General features: G+C 56.5%; 25 protein-coding genes. 11 read left to right on the forward strand and 14 right to left on the reverse strand.

The window, feature by feature from the left end; genetic code table 11:
- Nucleotides 1–41 precede the first annotated feature (41 nt).
- Entirely contained in the window at nucleotides 42–467 is a 426-nt protein-coding gene (nudI, locus tag ACMGGM_RS08200) for a nucleoside triphosphatase NudI (RefSeq protein ID WP_023331130.1), read from the forward strand.
- On the opposite strand, the gene ACMGGM_RS08205 is transcribed toward nudI, so the two are convergent.
- The 4 genes from ACMGGM_RS08205 to ACMGGM_RS08220 form a co-directional block, all read right to left on the reverse strand.
- Entirely contained in the window at nucleotides 430–582 is a 153-nt protein-coding gene (locus ACMGGM_RS08205; RefSeq protein WP_226882784.1) for a helix-turn-helix domain-containing protein, read from the reverse strand. The genes nudI and ACMGGM_RS08205 overlap by 38 nt on opposite strands.
- A 10-nt stretch (nucleotides 583–592) precedes the next feature.
- A complete protein-coding gene (locus ACMGGM_RS08210) occupies nucleotides 593–1,111 on the reverse strand; it encodes a DUF6622 family protein (protein ID WP_032629446.1) in 519 nt (172 codons plus the stop codon).
- Nucleotides 1,112–1,196: 85 nt separating this feature from the next.
- A complete protein-coding gene (locus ACMGGM_RS08215) occupies nucleotides 1,197–2,378 on the reverse strand; it encodes a PLP-dependent aminotransferase family protein (RefSeq protein WP_014884941.1) in 1,182 nt (393 codons plus the stop codon).
- A 20-nt stretch (nucleotides 2,379–2,398) separates the two neighbouring features.
- Nucleotides 2,399–3,286: a LysR family transcriptional regulator gene (locus ACMGGM_RS08220; RefSeq protein WP_014884942.1), complete on the reverse strand. Its 888-nt coding sequence runs from the start codon at nucleotides 3,284–3,286 to the stop codon at nucleotides 2,399–2,401.
- 97 nt (nucleotides 3,287–3,383) lie between these two features.
- On the opposite strand from ACMGGM_RS08220, the gene ACMGGM_RS08225 reads away from it, so the two are divergent.
- Nucleotides 3,384–3,986: a short chain dehydrogenase gene (locus tag ACMGGM_RS08225; protein ID WP_014884943.1), complete on the forward strand. Its 603-nt coding sequence runs from the start codon at nucleotides 3,384–3,386 to the stop codon at nucleotides 3,984–3,986.
- Here ACMGGM_RS08225 and ACMGGM_RS08230 read toward each other — a convergent pair.
- From ACMGGM_RS08230 to ACMGGM_RS08260, 7 genes are all read right to left on the reverse strand, one after another.
- Nucleotides 3,980–4,714 (reverse strand): class I SAM-dependent methyltransferase, encoded by a 735-nt coding sequence (locus ACMGGM_RS08230; protein ID WP_014884944.1) that lies wholly within the window; start codon nucleotides 4,712–4,714, stop codon nucleotides 3,980–3,982. The genes ACMGGM_RS08225 and ACMGGM_RS08230 overlap by 7 nt on opposite strands.
- 126 nt (nucleotides 4,715–4,840) lie before the next feature.
- Nucleotides 4,841–6,220 carry an amidohydrolase family protein gene (locus ACMGGM_RS08235; protein WP_014884945.1) on the reverse strand — a complete coding sequence of 460 codons (1,380 nt, stop codon included), beginning with the start codon at nucleotides 6,218–6,220 and terminating at the stop codon, nucleotides 4,841–4,843.
- A gap of 1 nt (nucleotide 6,221) precedes the next feature.
- Complete coding sequence (locus ACMGGM_RS08240; RefSeq protein WP_058690779.1) at nucleotides 6,222–7,178, reverse strand: carbamate kinase family protein; 957 nt, start codon at nucleotides 7,176–7,178, stop codon at nucleotides 6,222–6,224.
- Entirely contained in the window at nucleotides 7,175–8,728 is a 1,554-nt protein-coding gene (locus tag ACMGGM_RS08245) for a hypothetical protein (protein WP_048996630.1), read from the reverse strand. The genes ACMGGM_RS08240 and ACMGGM_RS08245 overlap by 4 nt, the downstream gene beginning before the upstream one ends.
- Before the next feature lie 11 nt (nucleotides 8,729–8,739).
- On the reverse strand, nucleotides 8,740–10,155 hold the full coding sequence (locus ACMGGM_RS08250) for a DUF1116 domain-containing protein (protein ID WP_176690535.1): 1,416 nt from the start codon (nucleotides 10,153–10,155) through the stop codon (nucleotides 8,740–8,742).
- Nucleotides 10,155–11,696, reverse strand: a complete 1,542-nt coding sequence (gene fdrA, locus ACMGGM_RS08255; protein WP_414149164.1) for an acyl-CoA synthetase FdrA — start codon at nucleotides 11,694–11,696, stop codon at nucleotides 10,155–10,157. Before fdrA ends, ACMGGM_RS08250 begins: the two co-directional genes overlap by 1 nt.
- A gap of 107 nt (nucleotides 11,697–11,803) precedes the next feature.
- Nucleotides 11,804–12,409 carry an ankyrin repeat domain-containing protein gene (locus ACMGGM_RS08260; RefSeq protein WP_014884950.1) on the reverse strand — a complete coding sequence of 202 codons (606 nt, stop codon included), beginning with the start codon at nucleotides 12,407–12,409 and terminating at the stop codon, nucleotides 11,804–11,806.
- Between the two features lie 320 nt (nucleotides 12,410–12,729).
- On the opposite strand from ACMGGM_RS08260, the gene ACMGGM_RS08265 reads away from it, so the two are divergent.
- The gene (locus ACMGGM_RS08265) at nucleotides 12,730–13,659 is read left to right on the forward strand and encodes a LysR substrate-binding domain-containing protein (RefSeq protein WP_014884951.1); all 930 of its coding nucleotides are present in this window, start codon (nucleotides 12,730–12,732) and stop codon (nucleotides 13,657–13,659) included.
- Here ACMGGM_RS08265 and ACMGGM_RS08270 read toward each other — a convergent pair.
- A complete protein-coding gene (locus ACMGGM_RS08270) occupies nucleotides 13,656–13,814 on the reverse strand; it encodes a YqaE/Pmp3 family membrane protein (protein WP_014884952.1) in 159 nt (52 codons plus the stop codon). The two genes, ACMGGM_RS08265 and ACMGGM_RS08270, sit on opposite strands and share 4 nt — an antisense overlap.
- Nucleotides 13,815–13,992: 178 nt before the next feature.
- On the opposite strand from ACMGGM_RS08270, the gene ACMGGM_RS08275 reads away from it, so the two are divergent.
- The 3 genes from ACMGGM_RS08275 (at nucleotide 13,993) to ACMGGM_RS08285 (ending at nucleotide 15,082) form a co-directional block, all read left to right on the forward strand.
- Nucleotides 13,993–14,292 (forward strand): ArsR/SmtB family transcription factor, encoded by a 300-nt coding sequence (locus tag ACMGGM_RS08275; protein ID WP_014884953.1) that lies wholly within the window; start codon nucleotides 13,993–13,995, stop codon nucleotides 14,290–14,292.
- Nucleotides 14,293–14,301: 9 nt separating this feature from the next.
- Nucleotides 14,302–14,823 (forward strand): rhodanese family protein, encoded by a 522-nt coding sequence (locus ACMGGM_RS08280; protein WP_014884954.1) that lies wholly within the window; start codon nucleotides 14,302–14,304, stop codon nucleotides 14,821–14,823.
- Between the two features lie 79 nt (nucleotides 14,824–14,902).
- Nucleotides 14,903–15,082, forward strand: coding sequence for a hypothetical protein (locus tag ACMGGM_RS08285; protein ID WP_047343679.1), 180 nt, complete (start codon nucleotides 14,903–14,905; stop codon nucleotides 15,080–15,082).
- A gap of 38 nt (nucleotides 15,083–15,120) precedes the next feature.
- On the opposite strand, the gene stpA is transcribed toward ACMGGM_RS08285, so the two are convergent.
- Nucleotides 15,121–15,525 carry a DNA-binding protein StpA gene (gene stpA, locus ACMGGM_RS08290; RefSeq protein WP_014884956.1) on the reverse strand — a complete coding sequence of 135 codons (405 nt, stop codon included), beginning with the start codon at nucleotides 15,523–15,525 and terminating at the stop codon, nucleotides 15,121–15,123.
- Nucleotides 15,526–16,020: 495 nt separating this feature from the next.
- Between stpA and alaE the strand changes: the two genes are divergently transcribed.
- A complete protein-coding gene (gene alaE, locus ACMGGM_RS08295) occupies nucleotides 16,021–16,470 on the forward strand; it encodes an L-alanine exporter AlaE (RefSeq protein ID WP_023331140.1) in 450 nt (149 codons plus the stop codon).
- Nucleotides 16,471–16,502: 32 nt separating this feature from the next.
- Here alaE and ACMGGM_RS08300 read toward each other — a convergent pair whose 3' ends face one another.
- On the reverse strand, nucleotides 16,503–16,847 hold the full coding sequence (locus tag ACMGGM_RS08300; protein ID WP_006811693.1) for a DUF2002 family protein: 345 nt from the start codon (nucleotides 16,845–16,847) through the stop codon (nucleotides 16,503–16,505).
- 160 nt (nucleotides 16,848–17,007) lie between these two features.
- Here ACMGGM_RS08300 and ACMGGM_RS08305 point away from each other — a divergent pair, with 160 nt between their 5' ends.
- The 4 genes from ACMGGM_RS08305 to nrdE all read left to right on the forward strand — a co-directional run bounded on the left by ACMGGM_RS08305 (nucleotide 17,008) and on the right by nrdE (nucleotide 20,344).
- Nucleotides 17,008–17,334: a DUF883 domain-containing protein gene (locus ACMGGM_RS08305; protein WP_023308924.1), complete on the forward strand. Its 327-nt coding sequence runs from the start codon at nucleotides 17,008–17,010 to the stop codon at nucleotides 17,332–17,334.
- A 246-nt stretch (nucleotides 17,335–17,580) separates the two neighbouring features.
- The gene (gene nrdH, locus ACMGGM_RS08310) at nucleotides 17,581–17,820 is read left to right on the forward strand and encodes a glutaredoxin-like protein NrdH (protein ID WP_014884959.1); all 240 of its coding nucleotides are present in this window, start codon (nucleotides 17,581–17,583) and stop codon (nucleotides 17,818–17,820) included.
- Nucleotides 17,817–18,227, forward strand: coding sequence for a class Ib ribonucleoside-diphosphate reductase assembly flavoprotein NrdI (nrdI, locus tag ACMGGM_RS08315; RefSeq protein ID WP_014884960.1), 411 nt, complete (start codon nucleotides 17,817–17,819; stop codon nucleotides 18,225–18,227). Before nrdH ends, nrdI begins: the two co-directional genes overlap by 4 nt.
- Nucleotides 18,200–20,344: a class 1b ribonucleoside-diphosphate reductase subunit alpha gene (nrdE, locus tag ACMGGM_RS08320; protein WP_414149165.1), complete on the forward strand. Its 2,145-nt coding sequence runs from the start codon at nucleotides 18,200–18,202 to the stop codon at nucleotides 20,342–20,344. The genes nrdI and nrdE overlap by 28 nt, the downstream gene beginning before the upstream one ends.
- Nucleotides 20,345–20,353 lie beyond the last annotated feature (9 nt).

Here is a 20,353-nt window from a genome sequence, read left to right on the forward strand (position 1 = left end):
ATCTGCTAAAGTAGCCCAAATTCATTTTTCAGGAAGAAATCATGCTCCAACGAACCATTGTCTGCCCCATCATCCAGAACGACGGTGCCTATCTGCTGTGTAAAATGGCCGACGATCGCGGCGTGTTTCCCGGTCAATGGGCCCTTTCCGGCGGCGGAATGGAACCGGGCGAAACCATGGAACAGGCGTTGCGCCGTGAGATCCGCGAAGAGCTGGGCGAAGCGCTGGAGATCGTCTCGGTCACGCCATGGGCTTTTCGCGATGACATCAGGGTAAAAACCTACGCCGATGGCACCACCGAGGAGATTTATATGATCTATCTGATCTTCGACTGCATGAGCGCCAACCGGGACGTCACGTTTAATGAGGAGTTTCAGGAGATCGCCTGGGTTAATCCGGAATCGTTAAAAGATCTGGATCTCAACGAAGCTACCCGTATGACCTTCGCGCAAAAGGGTCTTCTTTAATCGCCCACTGCCCCGGCGTTTTACCGGTCCATGTTCTGAAAACCTCAATGAATGCGCTGACGCTGCTGTAGCCGCAGGACAGCGCAATCCACCCTACCGGATTCCCTGCCGCCAGTTAACGAAGTTCATTCCGCCCGGCGAAGTGCGGTACGATTATACACCCCAACATACCGCGCAAATTTCCCAATAAATACGCCGGCAAACACGCCCCCGGAGACGATCGCCAGCGCGCTCATGGCAGGTTGTTGCATCGTCTGAGGCGAAACCGCGCTCATCACCCCCAGCACATACTTCACGCCAAACGCCAGCATCATAAACGGCAGCGCGGTGTAGTCTGCCTGGCGGTAAAGCGTACGCGGCGCATCTGCCCGGGTGATAACCGCCCGCTTAATCAGGAGATACCCCAGCGCGGCACCGGCGAAGATCCCCGCCGTCCACAATGCGACAGTCGCAGGGGTCAACGTGCGATAGACCACCAGATCGTAAATATCCCACACCAGAAAGATCGCCGGGATAATGGCAAGCCTCTCCAGCGTAACGGTGGCGGGCCTGCGGGCTTTGATACCACGGGAGATAAGGAAGATAAACAACACCCACACCCAGGCGGGCGTGTGCGTAACAACACCGATCAGAAATTCAAACATGGAACTCACCATGAACGATCGCGGCCCGTGCCGCCCTGAACGCGTATTGCGCATAACGGCAGGAATGCCATTATGCGCAGGTCTTTTAAAGCGATTTCTTCAGGCGCTGCACCGCCTCTTTCAGCTGCTCATCTGTTGGTGTCACAAACGACATGCGCAGCGTGGTCTGGTCCGGTTCATTGCAGTAGAAAAACTCGCCCGGGACAAATACCACGCCGTTGCTTAACGTCTTTTCCAGCCAGCGGGTGGTATTCATACCGTTGTTCATTTTCGCCCACAGGAACATGCCGCCTTTAGGCTTGTGGAACGACATCACATCACCCAGCTCCGCTTCCAGTTCGGTGGCGAAGGTCTGGTATTTCTGGCGATAAGCTTCGCGGATCATCTTAATCTGCCCGGCCAGGCGACCGGTTTTCAGGTACTCATACGTCATTAACTGCGACAGCGTGCTGGTGTGCAGATCGGTGGTTTGCTTAAGGTTCACCACCGCACGCTTCAGCCACTCCGGCACCAGCACCCAGCCTACGCGGGTGCCCGGCGCGAGTATTTTAGAGAAGGTTGAGGTGTAGACCACGTTCTCTTCGTTACCGATATCTTTGGCATGGGCAATTAACGGGCGGAAGACCTCATCGGTGTAGTTAATTTCGCTGTACGGGTCGTCTTCAATAATGACGAAATCATAGCGTTTCGATAATTCCACCAGCTGTTTACGACGCGCTTCAGAGAGCGTCACGCCGCCCGGGTTACCAAAGGTCGGGACGATATAAACCGCTTTGATGGTTTTCTTTGCCACCAGCGCCTCAAGTTCGTCGACCTTCATGCCGTCGCCGTCGGTGCCGACGGATTCAAAATTCGCCTGCGCCAGGCCGAAAACCTGCAGCGCGGCAAGATAGGTTGGACGCTCGACGACGACGGTATCGCCTGGGTTAATTAATGCACGCGCCAGCACGTCGAGAGACTGCTGCGAACCGGACGTCACCACCACGTCATCGGCTTTACAGGCAATGCCTCGTCCTTCACAGATGCGTTGGATCTCTTCCCGCAGTCCTGGAAAACCTTCGGTCAGACCATACTGAAACGCCTCGCCAAAATGTTGCGATAAGACGGCATCCGCGGCTATTTTAAGCCCTTCGTGATCGAACAAATCGGGGTTCGGAATCCCTCCGCCCAGCGAAATCACGCCAGCCATTTTGCTATGTTTTAATAATTCACGGATGGCAGATGATTGCAGGCCCTGCGCGCTGCTGGCGAGTTTGTTTGCAGACATTCTTTGATTACCTTCTTTTTTTATATTGTGCCCAATCTTAGCAGAATATGGGCGATAAATTCCGTTAGCTTCGGAAGAGGACGTAAATCCTGGCGCCACAATAAATGCACCGGCCTCGGCGCGGGGGTGAACGGCTCCAGTACCCGAATCAACCTGCCGCTTGCCAGCTCTTCCGCCACCAGCACTTCCGGTTGTAGCAACAGCCCCGCCCCTGCGCGTGCCGCCATACGCAGGCCATAGCCGTCGTTACATCTTAAGATGGCATCACGCTTCCAGCGTACTTCCCCTTCCACGCCCGGTAGCCGCCACTCGTTACGCGCGGTCCATACCGTGTGCGAAAGACACAGATGATCCACCAGATCGGCAGGCGTTTGCGGCGTACCGTGTCGCGCTAAATAGTCCGGTGCGGCGCAGATCACCATGTTGTAGGGGCACAAATATTTCGCCACCAGATCGTCATTGCGAATATCACCAATGCGAATGGCCAAATCGACCCCCTCCTCCACCAGATCGACCATTCGGTTAGTCAGATCCAGTTCGATGCGCACCTGCGGGTAACGTTGTAAAAAGGTGGCGGTGAGCGGGGCGATCACGCAGCCGCCAAACGACGTAGGCGCCGTGACGCGCAGGGTTCCGGCCGGTGTGGCACGCAGGCGTTCAACCGCGTTTTCGGCGATTGAGACCTGCTCCAGCACCCGTCTGGCTTCTTCAAAATAGACGCGGCCCGCATCCGTCAGGCTCTGACGACGCGTGTTACGCTCAAGCAGGCGGGTGCCAAGCTGGGACTCCAGCAACGCAATATACTTTCCCACCATGACCGCCGACATCTCAAGGCGGGAGGCCGCGCCGGTAAAGCTGCCGCTTTCTACCACCGCGATAAACGTCTCCATGCCGCGAAGCTTATCCATATTCCGAACCCCTGGTTAGCAATCTTCTAACTTTAGCCCAGTTTATCTGACTTTTTATTTATTAAAGAATGAGGGCTCACAACATGAGGAGTCGGATATGAAAATCGTGATTATTGGTGCCAGTGGTACGGTCGGTCAGGCAGTAACAGAAGCGCTAAGCCGCCGTCATGAGGTGATCCGCGTGGGTCGTACCCAGGGCGACTATCAGGTGGATATCACCTCGCAGGAGAGCGTGCAGGCGCTGTTCGAGAAAATTGGCCGGGTGGATGCCATTGTCTCCGCCAGCGGTGGCCTCTACTTTGGCCCGCTTGCGACCATGAAAGACAGCGACTTTAATCAGGGCCTGCAGGATAAACTTCTGGGACAGGTGCGCCTTGCGCTAACCGGCCAGCACTATCTGAACGAAGGTGGCTCTATCACCCTGATAAGCGGCATTGTGGCGCACGAGCCGATTGCCCAGGGAGTAAACGCCACCACCGTGAATGCCGCACTGGAAGGGTTTGTTCGCGCCGCAGCCTGTGAGCTGCCGCGCGGGATCCGCATTAACCTGATTAGCCCGACGGTCCTGACGGAATCCGCTGAAGCGTACGACGGTTTCTTCCCCGGCTTTGAGAGCGTCCCCGCTGCAACCGTGGCGCAGGCCTATCGCCGCAGCGTGGAAGGGGTACAGAGCGGTCGGGTGTATAAGGTTGGTTACTGAGCCTTACGGGCGGCGATCAGCACCAGCATCGGGCGCTCTGCCTCTTCGGCCAGCGCGGGCCAGGCCGCAATTTGCCCCTGCGTTGGCCCCCATTCGTTGACTTCGCTTATCGTTAATCCGGCCTTGATCAGCGCGTTGAGCGTGGTGCCCAGCGTACGGTGATACTTGATGACCCCGTCCGCCAGCCAGTTGCTGACGCGCTGGCTCTCGTCCTGATAATGATTCACGCCCCAGAACCGCTCGCCGTTGTCGTCGGTCAGCCAGCCCTGGCGGGTGGCGCAGGTGTAAATGGGGTGCTCCATCGAGAAGACCAGGCTGCCACCGGGTTTAAGCGCGCGCTGAACGTTGGCGAATAACGTATCCAGTTCCGGCAGGTAGTGCAGTGCCAGCGAGCTGTAGACCAGGTCGAGGCTGTTATCTTTGAGCGCCAGCGACTCCAGATCGCTACGCTGATAATGAATCTGTGGGTCAGCGGTAAGCTCCGCAGCCCGGGCGAGCATCTTTTCTGAGATATCAACACCCGTGATGTCAGATGCACCCAGTTCGCGCGCAGCGCGACAAAACCAGCCGTAGCCGCAGCCGAGATCGATAACCGATTTCCCGGTTAAATCCGGCAGCATGCTTTTCAGCGAAGGCCACTCCGGCGCACCGTCCAGCCCCTGCACCGAGCGCGGAAGCTGAGCGTAGCCTTCGAAAAACGCCGGGTTGTCGTAGATATTTTGTGCCATGGCAGATCCCTCTTTAAGAATGTGACTCCCAGTATAAAACATTGCCGGGTGGCGCTGCGCTTACCCGGCCTACGATTTGAGGGTTTCAGTAGGCCGGGTAAGGCGAAGCCGTCACCCGGCTCGCCTCTAGCCCACAGTACCCCAGACCAGATTTCCCTTATGGAACGTCGCGGTACGCGGTGAAATCCGCGCCACGGCTTCGGCGGAGCACGAGGCATCCACCAGCACAAAGCTGGCGTCGTCCTGCGCTTTCGGCCACACCCGTTCGCCTTTGTCGTTCAGCGGCAGAACGTCACCGGTCGCGATACCGAGCGCCCGGGAGAGCGTCTGCTCGTTCGGGCGAATGTACAGCTGCGCGTAAAGATTGGCTTTTTCCAGCATATCTCCCAGGCCGTACGGCGACCAGTGGTCGATCACGCTGTCGGTGCCGGTCATGACAAACACGCCCTTATCACGCAGCTGTTTCAGCGGCATATGGAGGGTACCAATCGGCACGGTAGAGGCGATGGTCACCTGCTGCGCCGCCATACGAGTCGCAATCGCATCCACCTCCTGCTCGTTAAGCGTCGCCAGCGCGAAGGCGTGGCTGATAGTCAGCTTGCCCTTCAGCTCCGGCGTTTTCTCCACCGTTTCCACCATGTAATTCACCGCCGCCACGCCCGCCGGGCTGGTTTCATGCAGGTGAATATCCACCCCTTTGTCGTAATCCAGCGCTATCTGGAACATCAGATCGAGAGATTTCTCCATCGCGCCGTCGACGTTCGTCGGGTCCAGCCCGCCCACGTAGTGCGCACCGGCCTGCATCGCGTCGCGCATCAGTTTTTCAGAATGGGAGAGCAGCAGTCCGTGCTGTGGAAACGCGACAATTTCACAGTCAAAGCCAGGCTGGCGGCGCGATAACACCGCCTGCAGATTTTCCAGGTTTTTCAGGCCGGAAACCGGCTCAATGTTGCAGTGGCTACGGGCGATGGTGGAACCTTTCGACTGAATCAGGTCGATAAGTGCCTCCGCGCGTTCCTGGGTGTAGGGCTGCAGCTCCGGCAGCAGCTTCTGCTCAAGGCGGATCATGTCCTGAATCGTGGTCCCCGCCGGGCGGTTCAGGGAGCGCCACGGACCGCCGTAGAAGGTTTTATCCAGATGGATGTGCATGTCGCGCATCGCCGGGAGCATCAGCTTTTTACCCGCGTCATAGTGAGGCAGAGACGCGTCGGCGTGGCTAATGTTATCGCGCAGGGCGACGATCTTGCCGTCTTTAATCTCCAGCGTTTTCAGCTCGGTGCGAGTGCTCGTCGCCACGCTGCCGTCGAAAGTAAACCCGGCTTCGAGCAGCACGTTGTCCAGATAGTAATGCTTCGCGGTGATGTTCATCGGTTTACCGGTCTCGCAGGCGGGCGCAGCGGTATCCGCAGCATACGCAACGGAGCCGGTGGCACCAAACAGCGCGCAGGCGGTGACCATTTTGCCGCTCTGGCTGATAAATTCGCGGCGGCTTTTATTATCATTCATCTTATTTTCCTTCATTCACAATATGGGTACCGGTTTCCCCGCGCAGTGCCGCGGGCAGACAGTCCGGGGAGGTGATAATCACTCGCCTGCCGCCGTGGTGTAAAAATTCCAGCGAGGCCACGATTTTGGGCAACATGCTCCCTGCCGGGAAATGGCCTTCCTCCATGTAGCGCGTCATCTGCGCCACGTTGACGGTATCCAGCGCCTGCTGGTTCGGCTTGCCGAAGTGAATGCACACCTTCTCCACGCCGGTGGTGATGACCAGCACGTCGGCGCGGATCTCCCGTGCCAGCAGCGCGGTGGAGAGATCTTTATCTATTACCGCGTCGACGCTGCGGTAGTCGCCCTGCTCCGAGCGCACGACGGGAATGCCTCCACCGCCCGCGCCGATCACCACAAAACCTTTTTGCGTCAGCGCCTTGATGGCATCTGCCTCTACGATGCGCAGCGGCTGCGGCGAGGCCACGACGCGGCGATAGCCGCGGCCTGAATCCTCGACAAAATGCCAGTCCGGGTGCGCCTGCTTCAGATCATTGCGCTGCGCCTCGCTGAAGAAAGCGCCAATCGGTTTCGTCGGGTGCGTAAAGCCGGGATCGTCTTTATCCACTTCGACCTGGGTGACGACCGTGACCGCTTTTTGCTCCCCGCGCCCCGCCAGACGGTTGTTAAGTGCCTGCTGGATCAGGTAGCCGATTCCGCCCTGGGTATCCGCGACGCAGTTTGCCAGCGGCGTCAGCGGGAGCCCTTCCCGTTCGTGAGCGATTTCGGCCCGGCGCAGATCCAGCCCCACCTGGGGGCCGTTGCCGTGGGTGAGTACGATGTCATAGTCGGAGGCCAGCATCTCGAGCACGGACTCTGCCACCGCTTTGACCGCTTGCGCCTGATGCTCAACCGACTGGCTGGCGTTGTCTTTGATAATGCTGTTGCCGCCGATGGCGACGACCATAAGCTCTTTCATACGTTTTCCTTCGCAACGGTACCAGTCGCAGCGCTCGCCGCTTCGCGGCTATCGAGAAAATGCTTCACCACAAACATGCCGCCCATCATCAGGTAGGCCGTAACGAACATCAGGGAACTGCCTTCGGCAAAGCCCACCACCGGGGCGTGGATCACCCCAAACAGTGCCAGCAGCGCCCCACCCGCGGCCGCAACGGCCCCGCGCAGCGGCTTGTTGATGATGGCGAAGATAGCGATACAGCCCCACAGCATGCTGGCAAGCGGCGCGCCGTTGCCGAGATGCATCAGCCCTTCGTAGTAAATCCCTTTGCTGTGCAGCACGTCGGTGCCGATTTTCGCTGCGCTGGTCCCTGCCGCATTCATCACGCTGTTCATCATGGTGAGCGCCCAGTTGGCGATCCACGGGAACAGGCAGATGAAGATGACGGGCACCTCTACTTTCGGCGTTTCCCGCACCACCTGGTTGGCGGTAACGACGCCGATAAACACCAGAATGGGCACGATGGCAGTCATCGGAATGATGGCGAGCATAAATGCCCCCAGCCCAAACAGCGGCACGATGAACATGGTCACCCCGGAAGCCAGCGTGTAGCCAATGCTGGCACCCATCGCTTTCCAGCCCGGGTGGCCGACGTAGACCGTGACCGGGAACGGGTTACCCATCAGGCAGCCCAGCATCGACGCCAGACCGTTCGCCAGCATCACCTTACGGGTCGGGTACTCATCCCCCGCCGCGTGGGCGCTTTCGATGTTCTCCAGGTCAAAGATATAGTTCGCCAGCCCCAGCGGCACGGCGGATGCCAGATACGGTAGCGCGTGCGGCAGCCCCTGCATAAAGCTGTCGACGTGCACTTCCGGCGGGTTAAAGCCGAAGGATGACATAGACGCCTTAATGGCTTCCGGGCTTTGCAGCCCCGAGATCCACGCTAATGCCGTACCGGCAATCAGCAACAGCAGACCGGTCGGGATTTTGGCGAAAATCGGCTTTTTGCCGAACCAGTTGATAAAAATCAGCAGCAGTACGATGAATGACACGGTCGGCGCTTCAAACGCCTGGAGCATCGGGTTCATCGCCAGCAGCAGCAGGCCTAAACCGGAGAGACACGACAGCAGCACGGTGCGCGGGATCATCTTGCGGATGGTCTCCCCGAGGAACGAACCGCCCGCGAGGATCATTGCTTCCACAAAGCACCACACCAGACCGATCTGAATCGCGAAATCCGCATCCCCGGTCTGCTGGTAGACCGGCATGAGGACCAGGAAGGTCACGGTAAAAATCGACGGCGCGCTCGGGCCGGACGGCAGCGCCGTCACGTCCGTGCGCCCGGTGGCGCGCGCCATCTGCAGGCCAAACCAGGCATAACAGATGCTCGCCACCAGCACCGCCAGCCCGAAGGCTGGCGCGATGCGTCCATAAACAATCTCCTTCGGGATGCCGACGACAAAAATGAGCAGCCCCATCATGGTCAGCAAATTGGTCAGGTTGTTGGTCATCAACCCGAAATAAGCCGCCCAGTCACCTCTTTTCCACTCCAGTTTCATGTTTTTCATGGATGCATGCCTTATAAAACGTAGCGATCGCGGAAGGTCAACAGCGCCTTTTCAAAACAGCTGAACGGCGGGTGAACGATGCCCGCCCCAATCATGCCGATACCGGCGTCCTTGTGGGCAATGGCGGTATTAATGACCGGCAAAATGCCGCTGCCTGCCACTTTGGTGATGTCGATGGCAGTCGGGATGCCCATAAAAGAGAGCAGCGGAATAGTGACGTTCGGGTTTTCGCCGAGGGTGATTTCGCGCATCTGGCGGGAGAAGTCGATGGCTTCTTCCACCGTGCCGCCCACCAGCGCCACAATCGCCGGCGCCGTCGCCATGGCAAAACCGCCGATGCCGTAGGTTTCCGTAATTGCGCTGTCGCCGATATCCAGCCCGGAGTCTTCCGGCTTATAGCCCGCAAACATCGGGCCAATGACCTGCTGCGCCGGGCCGGTGAACCATTGCCCCGGCAGGCCGGAGACGCGCAGACCGAACTCGTAGCCGTTGCGCGCCATGGTGGTGACAACGGTGCTGTACTCAATGCCGTGGGCGGCGTCCAGCGCGGCTTTGCACATTGCCATCCACGTTGGGCCGGAGAAGTAGTCGCTGCTGGCGACAAACTCGAACACCTCACGCTGCTGCTCAACAGGATAACCCGCCTGGATCAGACCCGGCGTCAGGGCCTGGATCAGCAGCGTGGTGCCCGCGTTGTTGCGGTTGTGGCACTCGTCGCCCATGTGTAGCGCCTGGGCCAGCATCAGACGAAGATCGATTTCACCGACGATCTTCATCGCGTCGCGCAGCATCGGGCCGAGCACGTCGCGCATCCAGTTCAGGCGGTCAATCACGCTCTGGTCGTTGGCGCCCATGCGCAGGATCTTCGCCATCTGCTCGCTGAGGTTGGTGAACGCGCGGTTGCCGTAAGTTTTGTTCTCAACGATGTGCATAAACATCGACGCGGAGGTGACGCCCGCCATCGAGCCCACGCAGTCGTGCTCGTGGCACGGCGAGAAGGTGATTTCCCCTGAAGCGGCGAGCCTTGCAGCCTCCTCCAGATCCGCCGCCAGCCCCTCGAACACCAGCGCGCCGGTGACCGCCCCTTTCATCGCCCCGCACATGTTTTCCCACGAGACAGGCGGACCGGCGTGCAGGATGGTGGTGCGGGTCATGCCCGGCACGACGTTAATCGCCTGGTCATAGCCCACCAGCACCGGGTGGGACTGAATAATGCGCTCAAGCGCGATGTGGTTAGCGGCGGCAATTTTCTCCGCCAGCGATTTTTCGGCCAGTTGATCGAGCGCCTCAACGATCTGCATGTTACCCTGCCCTGGCGGCGTCCAGTCGAGCTGGGTGACGGGAACGTGCTGTTTTTTGAGGTCGTCGCTGAACATCGCGATACCGATGTTAATCACGTTCAGCGGCTGGTTAAATAAGGTGGTCATTATGCGTTCTCCCCTTTGCAGACAAATTCGCGAGCCAGTAATCCGGTATTGGTGCTGCTGCTGGCCCAGATGACGCCCGCATCGGTCAGGAGCTGGCACTGCTGAGCAAGCTTCTGCGGATCCTGGTCGGTACCGAGCACATAGCCTAAGATCGCCAGCGGACGGCTGTCGGCCTCCGCGATCGCCTGCGCCTCTTTGATCGCGTCGAGCATCACGCCAACCGGATCTTCATGCGCGCCAAAGCCGAGCACAAAATCCATAACGATGACCCCCACCTGCGGATCGCGCGCCTCCTGCAGCAGTCGGCTGATGCGGTTGGTCGGGTCGATCATCGGGTGCGGTTTGCCGTTGGTGAAATCATCATCGCCAAAGTCGAGGAAGGTATGGGCCTGGCTGACGTTGATGTCGCTCAGACGCTTCGCCGGATCCGGCTGGATGTTGCTGTAGACGTCGTCGTACTTCTCCAGCGCCGCAAACATCGCTTCGTCGCACAGGGTCCCACCGCAGAAGAGCCCACGAATGTATTTTTGCTGCGGGGTCAGGCGGGCGCGCACCTCTTCAATCAGCGGCCAGTTGAGCGGGTGCAAATCCAGAGACGCTTTGTCGATGCCGGTAAGGAGTACCGCTTTCAGGGCTGCCTCTTTGGTGGCTCGGGCAAACTGCAGGCCGTCTTCATCAGCGGGCGGTACGTTGCGGCCGAGGAAACACACGACGACGGGCTTGCGGCAGGCGCGGGCGCGGGCGAGGACTTTTTCAGCCACCGCGGGTGCGGGTGGCTTGGAGATGAGGGCAATCACCTGGGTGCCTTCATCGGCCTCCAGCATGTCGATGGCGTCGAGCATCATCAGGCCGCCGATTTTCTCGCTGAGATCGCGCCCGCCGGTGCCAATCAGCTGCGACACACCGCCGCCGAATTCATGAATGCGCACGCTGAGTTCCTGGCTGCCGGTCCCGGATGCGCCGACAATCCCAATCGTCCCGCGACGTACCGCGTTAGCGAAGCACAGCCCCGCGCCGTTGATAATGGCGGTGCCGCAGTCCGGCCCCATCATCAGCAGCCCTTTCTGGTGGGCCAGCTGCTTCAGCGCCAGCTCGTCATCGAGCGACACGTTATCGGAAAAGAGCATGACGTTAAGATCGTTTTCCAGCGCCTGACGTGCTTCGCGGGCGGCAAAAGTGCCGTTGACGGAGATCACCGCAAGGTTGCTGTCCGGGCGATGGGTTTTGGCGCTGGCAATCGTGGCGTAGCGCGCTTCGTGGGAGCCTGCACGCTCTTTGCGCGTAAATAACGCTTCGATGGCCGCCAGCGTTTCATCATTCGCCGCATCGCCTTTAATAACGATCATCAGATCGCCGTTTTTCGCGTTTTCTAATTCTGGCGTCAGCAGTCCAAGGTTTTTTAATACGCCTTTATTCATCTCCGTCGCCATCGCCACAAAGGCCTGTTCAACCCCCGGCAATTTATTGGCTTTAGTGGAAACGGACATTAATGAGACGGAGTCAAAATAAGTGTTCTTTTTAATCACGATTTTCGTTGGCATTATTTGCACCTGTTTTCGGATAAAAGGGGGCCGCCGTCGTGCAAAATGCACGTCGGTAAAAATGCTTTTTTATTAAGCGGCCAGCCGGAACAGGCTGACCGTCGTTTTTACGCGCCGGCCGCCAGCAGCAGGTCGGCGATCGCGTGGTAGCCTTTTTCCCGCGCCAGCTCGAGCGGGGTTTTACCGTATTTATCGGTCATGTGCGGGTTCGCGCCGTTATCCAGTAACAGCTTCACAATTTCCTGCTGTTTCTCGCCGCCGTCATTCAACACGATGGCCTCCAGCAGCGGCGTCCAGCCGACAAAGTTGGTGTGGTTGACGTTAATATCGGTTTTTGCCAACAGCTCGCGCACAATTTCAACGTGGCCTTTCTCACTGGCCGGGGTAATCCCCACGCCACCGAAGCGCGTCAGGCGATCCAGGTCCGGATTTGCCGGAAGAACGATGCGCAGTAACGTTAAATCATTGGTCAGGCAGCTAATCAGGAAGGGGTTAAAACAGGTCTGGTCCTGTTTATCAATATCCGCACCGGCTGCAATTAAAAATTCCACACAGGCATAATGCTTTTTCAGGCTGGCAATAATAATGGCGGTTCTTTTCTGGCGGTTGGTGGCGTTAATATCGACGCCTTTCTCCAGACAGGCTTTTAGCGCGTCGACGTTCCCCTCTTCTGCCGCCAGCAGAAATTCCGTCACCAGTGCAGTTGCAGACATATTCAGACTCCCTATGTTTCATTTCTGATGACCTGAGAATAGCAACAGCCTGGTGATAAAAGAATCCGCTTAAAATTCATTCATCGACAGGCAATTCATTGTTGAGTTAAATTCAACGGTTCAGCTAAAACGTGCGTCTGTGCAACCTTTTTCTTATGTTTTACCGCTTTTTAGCGCCTCAGGCTGCATTATCCTTATGGCTGAAAAAGCCTTGTACCGCGCGGCCCTGAGCAAATAGTCAGAACTGTGACCGGCTTCAAATGTGATGTAACAGCGCTGTTAAAATATGTTCAAAACTGATGGCAACCAGGAGCCGTAATATGAATTCCATCTTTACCGAAGAGAACCTGCTGGCCTTCACCACTGCGGCACGTTTTGGCAGTTTCAGCAAAGCCGCCGCCGAGCTGGGCGTGACCACCTCGGCCATCAGTTACACCATTAAACGCATGGAGACCGGGCTGGACGTGGTGCTGTTTGTGCGTAACACGCGCAGCATTGAGCTGACCGAATCTGGCTTTTACTTTTACCGCAAGGCAACCGACCTGCTGAACGACTTTCACGCCATCAAGCGCGGAATTGATACCATTTCGCAGGGCATTGAGGCGCGGGTGCGTATCTGTATCAATCAGCTTTTGTATACTCCACGCCATACTGCACGCCTGCTGCAGGTGCTGAAAAAGCAGTTTCCCACCTGCCAGATCACGGTGACCACCGAGGTGTATAACGGCGTATGGGATTCCATCATCAACAACCAGGCCAATATCGCGATTGGTGCGCCGGACACCCTGCTCGACGGCGGCGGCATTGATTACACCGAGATTGGCGCCATCCGCTGGGTATTTGCTATCGCACCGGAACATCCGCTGGCCTTTGTCCCCGAGCCGATTGCGGAGAGCCAGCTGCGGCTATATCCCAACATCATGGTGGAAGATACCGCGCACACCATTAATAAGAAGGTCGGCTGGCTGCTGCACGGGCAGGAGGCGATACTGGTGCCGGATTTCAACACCAAGTGCCAGTGTCAGATTCTGGGAGAAGGGATTGGCTTTTTGCCGGAATACATGGCCCGCGAGGCGGTAGAAGACGGGCTACTGGTCACCCGACGCATCAACAATCCGCGTCAGGATTCCCGCATGCTGCTTGCCACACAACATGCGGCGACCGGCCAGGTCACTCGCTGGATCAAACAACAGTTTGGTCCAGCGGGCGTGCTGACGAACATCTACAGCGATTTACTCTGGCGGGCTTAGCTTTTTGTTTGTACCCAAAACGCGTGGATAAGACCGGGAATGTAACCCAGCAAGGTCAAAAGAATATTCAGGATAAACGCCCAGCCAAACCCCTTACCGAGCAGCACGCCCAGCGGAGGAAGAATAATCGTAAAGACAATACGCCAAAAACCCATAAGCACTCCGTACAAGCTAACCAGTTGAAAATAAATAAGAGTATGACTCTAAGCGTAGCCAGTTTATCGGCTTCTGCCATCCAGACCCGTCCCATTTACCCTCTTTTACGCTTTTGGCAGTGGTGTAACGCACCGGAATAGTTTAGCATTCACTTAATTAAGTAAATACTAAACTAAAATGACTGAACTTGAACAACTCCAGGCCAGCGCTGAGCAGGCCGCCGCCCTGTTGAAAGCGATGAGTAATCCACGTCGGCTGCTGATCCTCTGCACATTATGCGGAGCTCCCGGCACCCGCGCGGGCGACCTGGCGCGTGCCACCGGGCTGAGCCCTTCCGCCACGTCGCAGCATCTGGCGCGTATGCGTGAGGAAGGGCTTATCGACAGCACCCGTGAGGCGCAGCGCATTCTTTATTTCATTAAAAACGATGCGGTGCTTCAGCTCATCAGCACCCTGAAAACCCTTTATTGTCCGTAAGGAGTCGCCATGTCACTTCCGCTGATTACACCGCAACAGGCCAAAGCCCGCGTGGCCGAGGGCGCCAGACTCATAGATATTCGTGATACCGACGAATATGCCCGCGAGCATATTTCCGGGGCAGAGTCAGTACCGCTAGCCACCTTACCCGGCGGACTTAACGCACGGGCGGGTGAAATAGTGCTTTTTCACTGCCAGTCCGGTGCCAGGACGTCCGGGAATGCTGACCGCCTGGCCCAGGCGGCGTCACCCGCTCAGGCATTTGTGGTCGAGGGGGGCATTCAGGGCTGGAAGCAGGCCGGGCTGCTGACCGTTGAAGATAAATCCCAGCCTCTCCCGCTGATGCGTCAGGTGCAAATCGCGGCCGGGCTGTTGATTCTCTGCGGCGTGGTGCTGGGCTATAGCGTCTCCAGCGGTTTTTTCCTGCTCAGCGGTTTTGTGGGCGCCGGGCTGCTGTTCGCCGGTGTAACGGGATTTTGCGGTATGGCGAGACTGCTCAAGGTGATGCCATGGAACCGGCGTACCTCATAAGCAGTAATCTGTGAAAGTCACTGTACCCGGCGTCATACGTGGGCTAAGGTGAAGATCGCTTAAACGATGAGGAGGTAATATGTTTTCTGTCGGTGATTATGTGCAACCGCGTAAAGGCGGCCCGAAGCTGAAAGTGCTCGAAGTGAATGGTGAAAGCGTTGTGGCGGTTCAGGCCAGTAATGAACAAGGCGAAAAATATACCCTGAAAGCGGCCGATCTGGCGCCGTATACTGAAGAAGGTGATTTTGGCGTCTGCTGAACAGACAACCGGGCGGCGATTACCGCCCGGCTTACGCATTAGATCAGAAAATCATCCAGCGATTTACCCTCTGCCAGCGCGCTGGCAATAGGCTTCGGCGTGCGGCCCTGGCCGGTCCACGTTTTCTCTTCACCGTTCTGATCAATAAAGCGATATTTCGCTTCACGCGGTTTACGCTTTTTAGTCGGTTTACCCGTCTGCGCCAGCTCGGAACCCAGCAGATCGGTCGGTGAAATACCATCGGCTTTCATCAGCTCCAGCAGGGCATTAATTTTCTCCTGCTGCTCAGCACGCTGCTGCTCTAATTCCGCCAGCTCACTGCGTTTCTCTTCAGTAACGACCCTGACCTTTTCCAGCATTTCCTCAAGAACGTCCAGGGATAATTCACGCGCCATCGCGCGCAGGGTTCGGATATTATTAAGATTCTGTAACGTCAAAGACATATTATTTGAAAACCTTTTCTTTGGGGTAAATAGATAAATCACCCACAGAATAATTCATTTCGGCCAGAATATCTACCCAAGGGTCCGCAGGGGCATCAGTGTAAATATATTTAAATATTAACGTTAATAATAACGCAGGATGCCGGCGAGCCTGGTGCGAATCTAATCACCACATCAATATAAATGGTCAACTTTAATTCAAATTACAGCATACTGCGCCGCCATCCAGACAAGGATGACTCACCCTGGCCGCCTCGAAAATCAAGCCTTTGTTTTTTATGAAAAAGAACCTTAACAAGACAGATTATAACGAGCAGAACAAAAAACACTCAATTTTAGAGAATTTTGTGGACAAAAGGCGATTAAATAAAAATTAATCACTAGTTGTTAGTTCAAACACAGAGAGATACGCTATACACGTCAAACAAAGCAACCTAAAGCACTAATCGCCGAAGGGAAATCGTTTCCACTGTGTTCTTCTCAAGGAGTTCAGACATGTTCTCGCCGCAATCTCGCCTGCGCCACGCTGTGGCGGATACTTTTGCGATGGTTGTTTACTGTTCCGTCGTGAACATGCTGATTGAAATATTCCTCTCAGGAATGACCTTTGAGCAGTCACTTTCTTCGCGTCTGGTGGCCATCCCGGTCAACATTATTATCGCATGGCCATACGGGTTATACCGCGATGCGGTCATGCGTTTCGCCCGTCGTATCAGCCCCGCAGGCTGGGTAAAAAACCTGGCGGACGTGCTGGCTTATGTGACGTTCCAGTCTCCGGTATATGTGGCTATTCTGTTAACCGTGGGCGCAGACTGGCACCAGATCGTCGCGGCGGTCAGTTCGAATATCGTTATTTCGATGTTGATGGGCGCCGTATACGGCTATTTCCTCGACTACTGCCGCCGTCTGTTCAAAGTCAGTCAGTACAGCCAGGCGAAAGCGTGATGTGAAGCGACTGGCGAATGCCAGTCGCCAGTTTACTGTACGTCGCCAAACAGTCCCTTCAGAAACCGCTCCAGCGCCATGCGCGAACTGAAGCCATGCGGAATACCATAATGCTCATGCGTTTCTCCGCCTAAATAGAGCGGGAATTGCTGATAATGATCGCAGGTTTTAATATCCGAGGCAGGCTCAGCAAATGACAGACTTCTGTCTTTCAGCGTCGGGTGAATAATGAGAGCAGTACGTCCCATTCTGGCTTCACGATTAACATACACATAATTCTCACCGCGGCGATATCCATACGCTTTTGACGTCACCTCATCCATGGTGAATCCCTCTTTTTCAAGAACGCGTGCCACCTCGTCAGGTCGTAAATACATATCTTTTCCTCGTTATCTTTTCCTGCCCGGCAACCTTACAGTATTCAGCATTAGCAGGGCTTTCAGAATAGTCCATAAACTGCCGGATAACGCGTGACGCGCTTCAGATATTAAATTTCTGAACTAAACTGATCGGGAACGCAAATTTACGGAGGATCGTATGTTTAACAGACCGAACCGAAACGATATTAACGACGACGCGCAGGATATTCGTAATGATGTCAGCCAATTAGCGGACACGCTGGAAGAGGTGCTGAAGTCCTGGGGATCTGACGCGAAGGACGAAGCGGATGCCGCAAAACGTAAGGCTCAGTCTCTGCTCCGTGAAACCCGCGCCAGAATGAACGGACGTTCACGCGCCACGCAGGCTGCCTGCGACATGGCAAGCTGTGCAACGACCTTCGTACGTGAAAAGCCACTGTGTACGCTGGGAACGGTCGCAGCGGTCGGCATCTTTGTCGGCGCCCTGCTCAGCCTGCGAAAATAAGTGCGGCTTCTCATCAGCCCCGGTGGCCTCAGGCGCCGGGGCTTTTCTTTGCCTTATCCTTTGAAAAACCCGTGCAGCCCGCCCTGCCCCGCTGAGCTCATCACCAGGGCAACATCAATCTGAATTTCCCATATCTTGTATGGTTGAAACTTAAGATAACTACATCTAGTATCCCCTTTAGCAAGACACACACAACCTGACGCGATGACTCGCGCCGCTCTCTCATTTTAAATGGAAATACGAATCATGAGCATTATTATTTACACTCGTAACAATTGTGTTCAGTGCCACGCCACCAAACGGGCGATGGAAAGCCGTGGAATGGTTTTTGAGATGGTGAATATCGACCAGCAGCCTGAGGCCGCTGAGACCCTTCGGGCGCAGGGATTCCGTCAGCTCCCGGTGGTCATTGCCGGTGAAACCCGGTGGTCCGGCTTTCGCCCGGACATGATTAACCGTCTGAGCGCCCAGGCCGCCAGCGCATGAGTGGGCTGGTCTACTTCTCCAGCAGCTCGGAAAACACGCTTCGCTTTATCGAGCGCGTCGGGCTGCCTGCGGTGCGTATTCCGCTTAATGAGCGGGAACGTATTCAGGTAGACGAACCTTACATTCTGGTGGTGCCCAGCTATGGCGGTGGCGGTACGGCAGGCGCCGTGCCTCGCCAGGTGATCCGCTTTCTTAACGATCCGCATAACCGCAGGCTTATCCGTGGCGTGATCGCGGCAGGCAATCGTAATTTCGGCGATGCCTTTGGCCGCGCCGGGGATGTCATCTCTCAAAAATGCGGCGTGCCGTATCTCTATCGCTTCGAACTGATGGGGACACAGCAGGACGTAGAAAATGTGCGAAAAGGAGTGAACGAATTTTGGCAACGACAACCGCAGAACGGATAATCCAGGCAACACCTGATTACCACGCATTAAACGCAATGCTTAACCTCTATGATCGGGAGGGGCGCATTCAGTTTGGCAAAGATCATGAGGCGGTGGAGGCCTTTTTCGCCGCCCACGTCCGTCCAAACAGCGTCGTTTTTGGCAGCCAGCAGGAACGCCTCGACTTTCTGGTTAAAGAGGGCTATTACGAGGAGCGCGTGTTGACCCGCTACGACCGCGCCTTCGTGGTGAAGCTTTTCGAGCGCGCGCATGCGAGCGGTTTTCATTTCCAGACCTTCCTCGGCGCGTGGAAGTATTACACCAGCTACACCCTGAAAACCTTCGACGGTAAACGCTACCTGGAGCATTTTGAAGATCGCGTCGTGATGGTTGCGCTGACCCTTGCCCAGGGCGATGAAGCGTTGGCTGAACGGCTGATGGAGGAGATCCTCGCCGGGCGCTTCCAGCCCGCCACGCCAACGTTTCTCAACTGCGGTAAGGCCCAGCGCGGCGAGCTGGTCTCCTGCTTCCTGCTGCGCATCGAAGACAATATGGAGTCGATTGGCCGTGCGGTAAACTCGGCGCTTCAGCTTTCCAAACGCGGCGGCGGCGTGGCGTTTCTGCTCTCGAACCTGCGTGAAGCGGGCGCGCCGATCAAACGCATTGAAAACCAGTCTTCCGGCGTGATCCCGGTGATGAAGATGCTGGAAGATGCATTCTCCTACGCCAACCAGCTTGGCGCACGCCAGGGCGCCGGGGCGGTTTACCTGCACGCGCATCATCCCGATATTCTGCGTTTTCTGGATACCAAACGCGAAAATGCCGACGAAAAAATCCGTATCAAAACCCTGTCGCTGGGGGTGGTGATCCCGGATATCACCTTTAAACTGGCCAAAGAGAATGCCGAGATGGCGCTCTTTTCGCCGTATGACGTTGAGCGTATTTACGGCAAAGCCTTTGGCGACGTAGCCATCAGCGAGTGCTACGAGGAGCTGGTAGCCGACGAGCGCATCCGCAAAAAAACCATCAACGCCCGCGATTTCTTCCAGACGCTGGCAGAAATCCAGTTTGAGTCTGGCTATCCGTACATCATGTACGAGGATACGGTAAACCGCGCGAACCCGATTGCCGGACGCATCAACATGAGCAACCTGTGCTCGGAGATTTTGCAGGTCAACAGCGCGTCAACATACGACGAGAACCTGGACTACGCGGCTATCGGCAAGGATATCTCCTGTAACCTCGGGTCGCTGAATATCGCCCACACCATGGATTCCCCTGACCTCGGCCGCACGGTGGAGACGGCCATTCGCGGACTGACGGCGGTATCGGACATGAGCCACATCCGCAGCGTGCCCTCCATCGAAGCGGGTAACGCCGCATCGCACGCTATCGGCCTGGGACAAATGAACCTTCACGGCTACCTGGCACGCGAAGGCATCGCCTACGGCAGTCCGGAAGGGCTGGATTTTACTAACCTCTATTTCTATACCATCACCTGGCATGCGCTGCACACCTCAATGATGCTGGCGCGCGAGCGCAACCAGCGGTTCGCGGGATTTGAACAGTCGCGCTACGCCAGCGGGGAATATTTTAACCAGTATCTTGAAGGTGAGTGGCAGCCGAAAACCGCAAAAGTGCGCGATCTCTTTGCCCGCGCGGGGATAACCCTGCCGACGCGCGAGATGTGGCAGCAGCTGCGTGATGACGTGATGCGCCACGGTATCTATAACCAGAACCTCCAGGCCGTGCCGCCAACCGGGTCTATCTCGTATATCAACCATGCCACGTCGAGCATTCATCCGATTGTGTCGAAAATTGAAATTCGCAAGGAAGGCAAGACCGGACGCGTTTACTACCCTGCCCCGTTTATGACCAACGACAACCTGGCGCTGTATCAGGATGCGTATGAAATCGGCCCGGAAAAAATCATCGATACCTACGCCGAAGCGACAAAACACGTGGATCAGGGGCTGTCGCTGACGCTCTTCTTCCCGGATACCGCCACCACGCGGGATATCAACAAAGCGCAGATCTACGCCTGGAAGAAAGGCATCAAAACGCTTTACTACATTCGCCTGCGCCAGCTTGCGCTGGAAGGCACCGAAATCGAAGGCTGCGTGTCCTGCGCGCTGTAAGGAGAAAGG

This window comes from Enterobacter sp. BNK-14, from assembly GCF_047456095.1.
GTDB classification, from domain to species: Bacteria; Pseudomonadota; Gammaproteobacteria; order Enterobacterales; family Enterobacteriaceae; genus Enterobacter; species Enterobacter kobei.

Coding starts and splice junctions, on each gene's coding strand:
- nudI (WP_023331130.1), top strand. CDS start 42: ATGCTCCAACGAACCATTGTCTGCCCCATCATCCAGAACGACGGTGCC.
- ACMGGM_RS08210 (WP_032629446.1), bottom strand. CDS start 1,111: ATGTTTGAATTTCTGATCGGTGTTGTTACGCACACGCCCGCCTGGGTG.
- ACMGGM_RS08215 (WP_014884941.1), bottom strand. CDS start 2,378: ATGTCTGCAAACAAACTCGCCAGCAGCGCGCAGGGCCTGCAATCATCT.
- ACMGGM_RS08220 (WP_014884942.1), bottom strand. CDS start 3,286: ATGGATAAGCTTCGCGGCATGGAGACGTTTATCGCGGTGGTAGAAAGC.
- ACMGGM_RS08225 (WP_014884943.1), top strand. CDS start 3,384: ATGAAAATCGTGATTATTGGTGCCAGTGGTACGGTCGGTCAGGCAGTA.
- ACMGGM_RS08230 (WP_014884944.1), bottom strand. CDS start 4,714: ATGGCACAAAATATCTACGACAACCCGGCGTTTTTCGAAGGCTACGCT.
- ACMGGM_RS08235 (WP_014884945.1), bottom strand. CDS start 6,220: ATGAATGATAATAAAAGCCGCCGCGAATTTATCAGCCAGAGCGGCAAA.
- ACMGGM_RS08240 (WP_058690779.1), bottom strand. CDS start 7,178: ATGAAAGAGCTTATGGTCGTCGCCATCGGCGGCAACAGCATTATCAAA.
- ACMGGM_RS08245 (WP_048996630.1), bottom strand. CDS start 8,728: ATGAAAAACATGAAACTGGAGTGGAAAAGAGGTGACTGGGCGGCTTAT.
- ACMGGM_RS08250 (WP_176690535.1), bottom strand. CDS start 10,155: ATGACCACCTTATTTAACCAGCCGCTGAACGTGATTAACATCGGTATC.
- fdrA (WP_414149164.1), bottom strand. CDS start 11,696: ATGCCAACGAAAATCGTGATTAAAAAGAACACTTATTTTGACTCCGTC.
- ACMGGM_RS08260 (WP_014884950.1), bottom strand. CDS start 12,409: ATGTCTGCAACTGCACTGGTGACGGAATTTCTGCTGGCGGCAGAAGAG.
- ACMGGM_RS08265 (WP_014884951.1), top strand. CDS start 12,730: ATGAATTCCATCTTTACCGAAGAGAACCTGCTGGCCTTCACCACTGCG.
- ACMGGM_RS08270 (WP_014884952.1), bottom strand. CDS start 13,814: ATGGGTTTTTGGCGTATTGTCTTTACGATTATTCTTCCTCCGCTGGGC.
- ACMGGM_RS08275 (WP_014884953.1), top strand. CDS start 13,993: ATGACTGAACTTGAACAACTCCAGGCCAGCGCTGAGCAGGCCGCCGCC.
- ACMGGM_RS08280 (WP_014884954.1), top strand. CDS start 14,302: ATGTCACTTCCGCTGATTACACCGCAACAGGCCAAAGCCCGCGTGGCC.
- ACMGGM_RS08285 (WP_047343679.1), top strand. CDS start 14,903: ATGTTTTCTGTCGGTGATTATGTGCAACCGCGTAAAGGCGGCCCGAAG.
- stpA (WP_014884956.1), bottom strand. CDS start 15,525: ATGTCTTTGACGTTACAGAATCTTAATAATATCCGAACCCTGCGCGCG.
- alaE (WP_023331140.1), top strand. CDS start 16,021: ATGTTCTCGCCGCAATCTCGCCTGCGCCACGCTGTGGCGGATACTTTT.
- ACMGGM_RS08300 (WP_006811693.1), bottom strand. CDS start 16,847: ATGTATTTACGACCTGACGAGGTGGCACGCGTTCTTGAAAAAGAGGGA.
- ACMGGM_RS08305 (WP_023308924.1), top strand. CDS start 17,008: ATGTTTAACAGACCGAACCGAAACGATATTAACGACGACGCGCAGGAT.
- nrdH (WP_014884959.1), top strand. CDS start 17,581: ATGAGCATTATTATTTACACTCGTAACAATTGTGTTCAGTGCCACGCC.
- nrdI (WP_014884960.1), top strand. CDS start 17,817: ATGAGTGGGCTGGTCTACTTCTCCAGCAGCTCGGAAAACACGCTTCGC.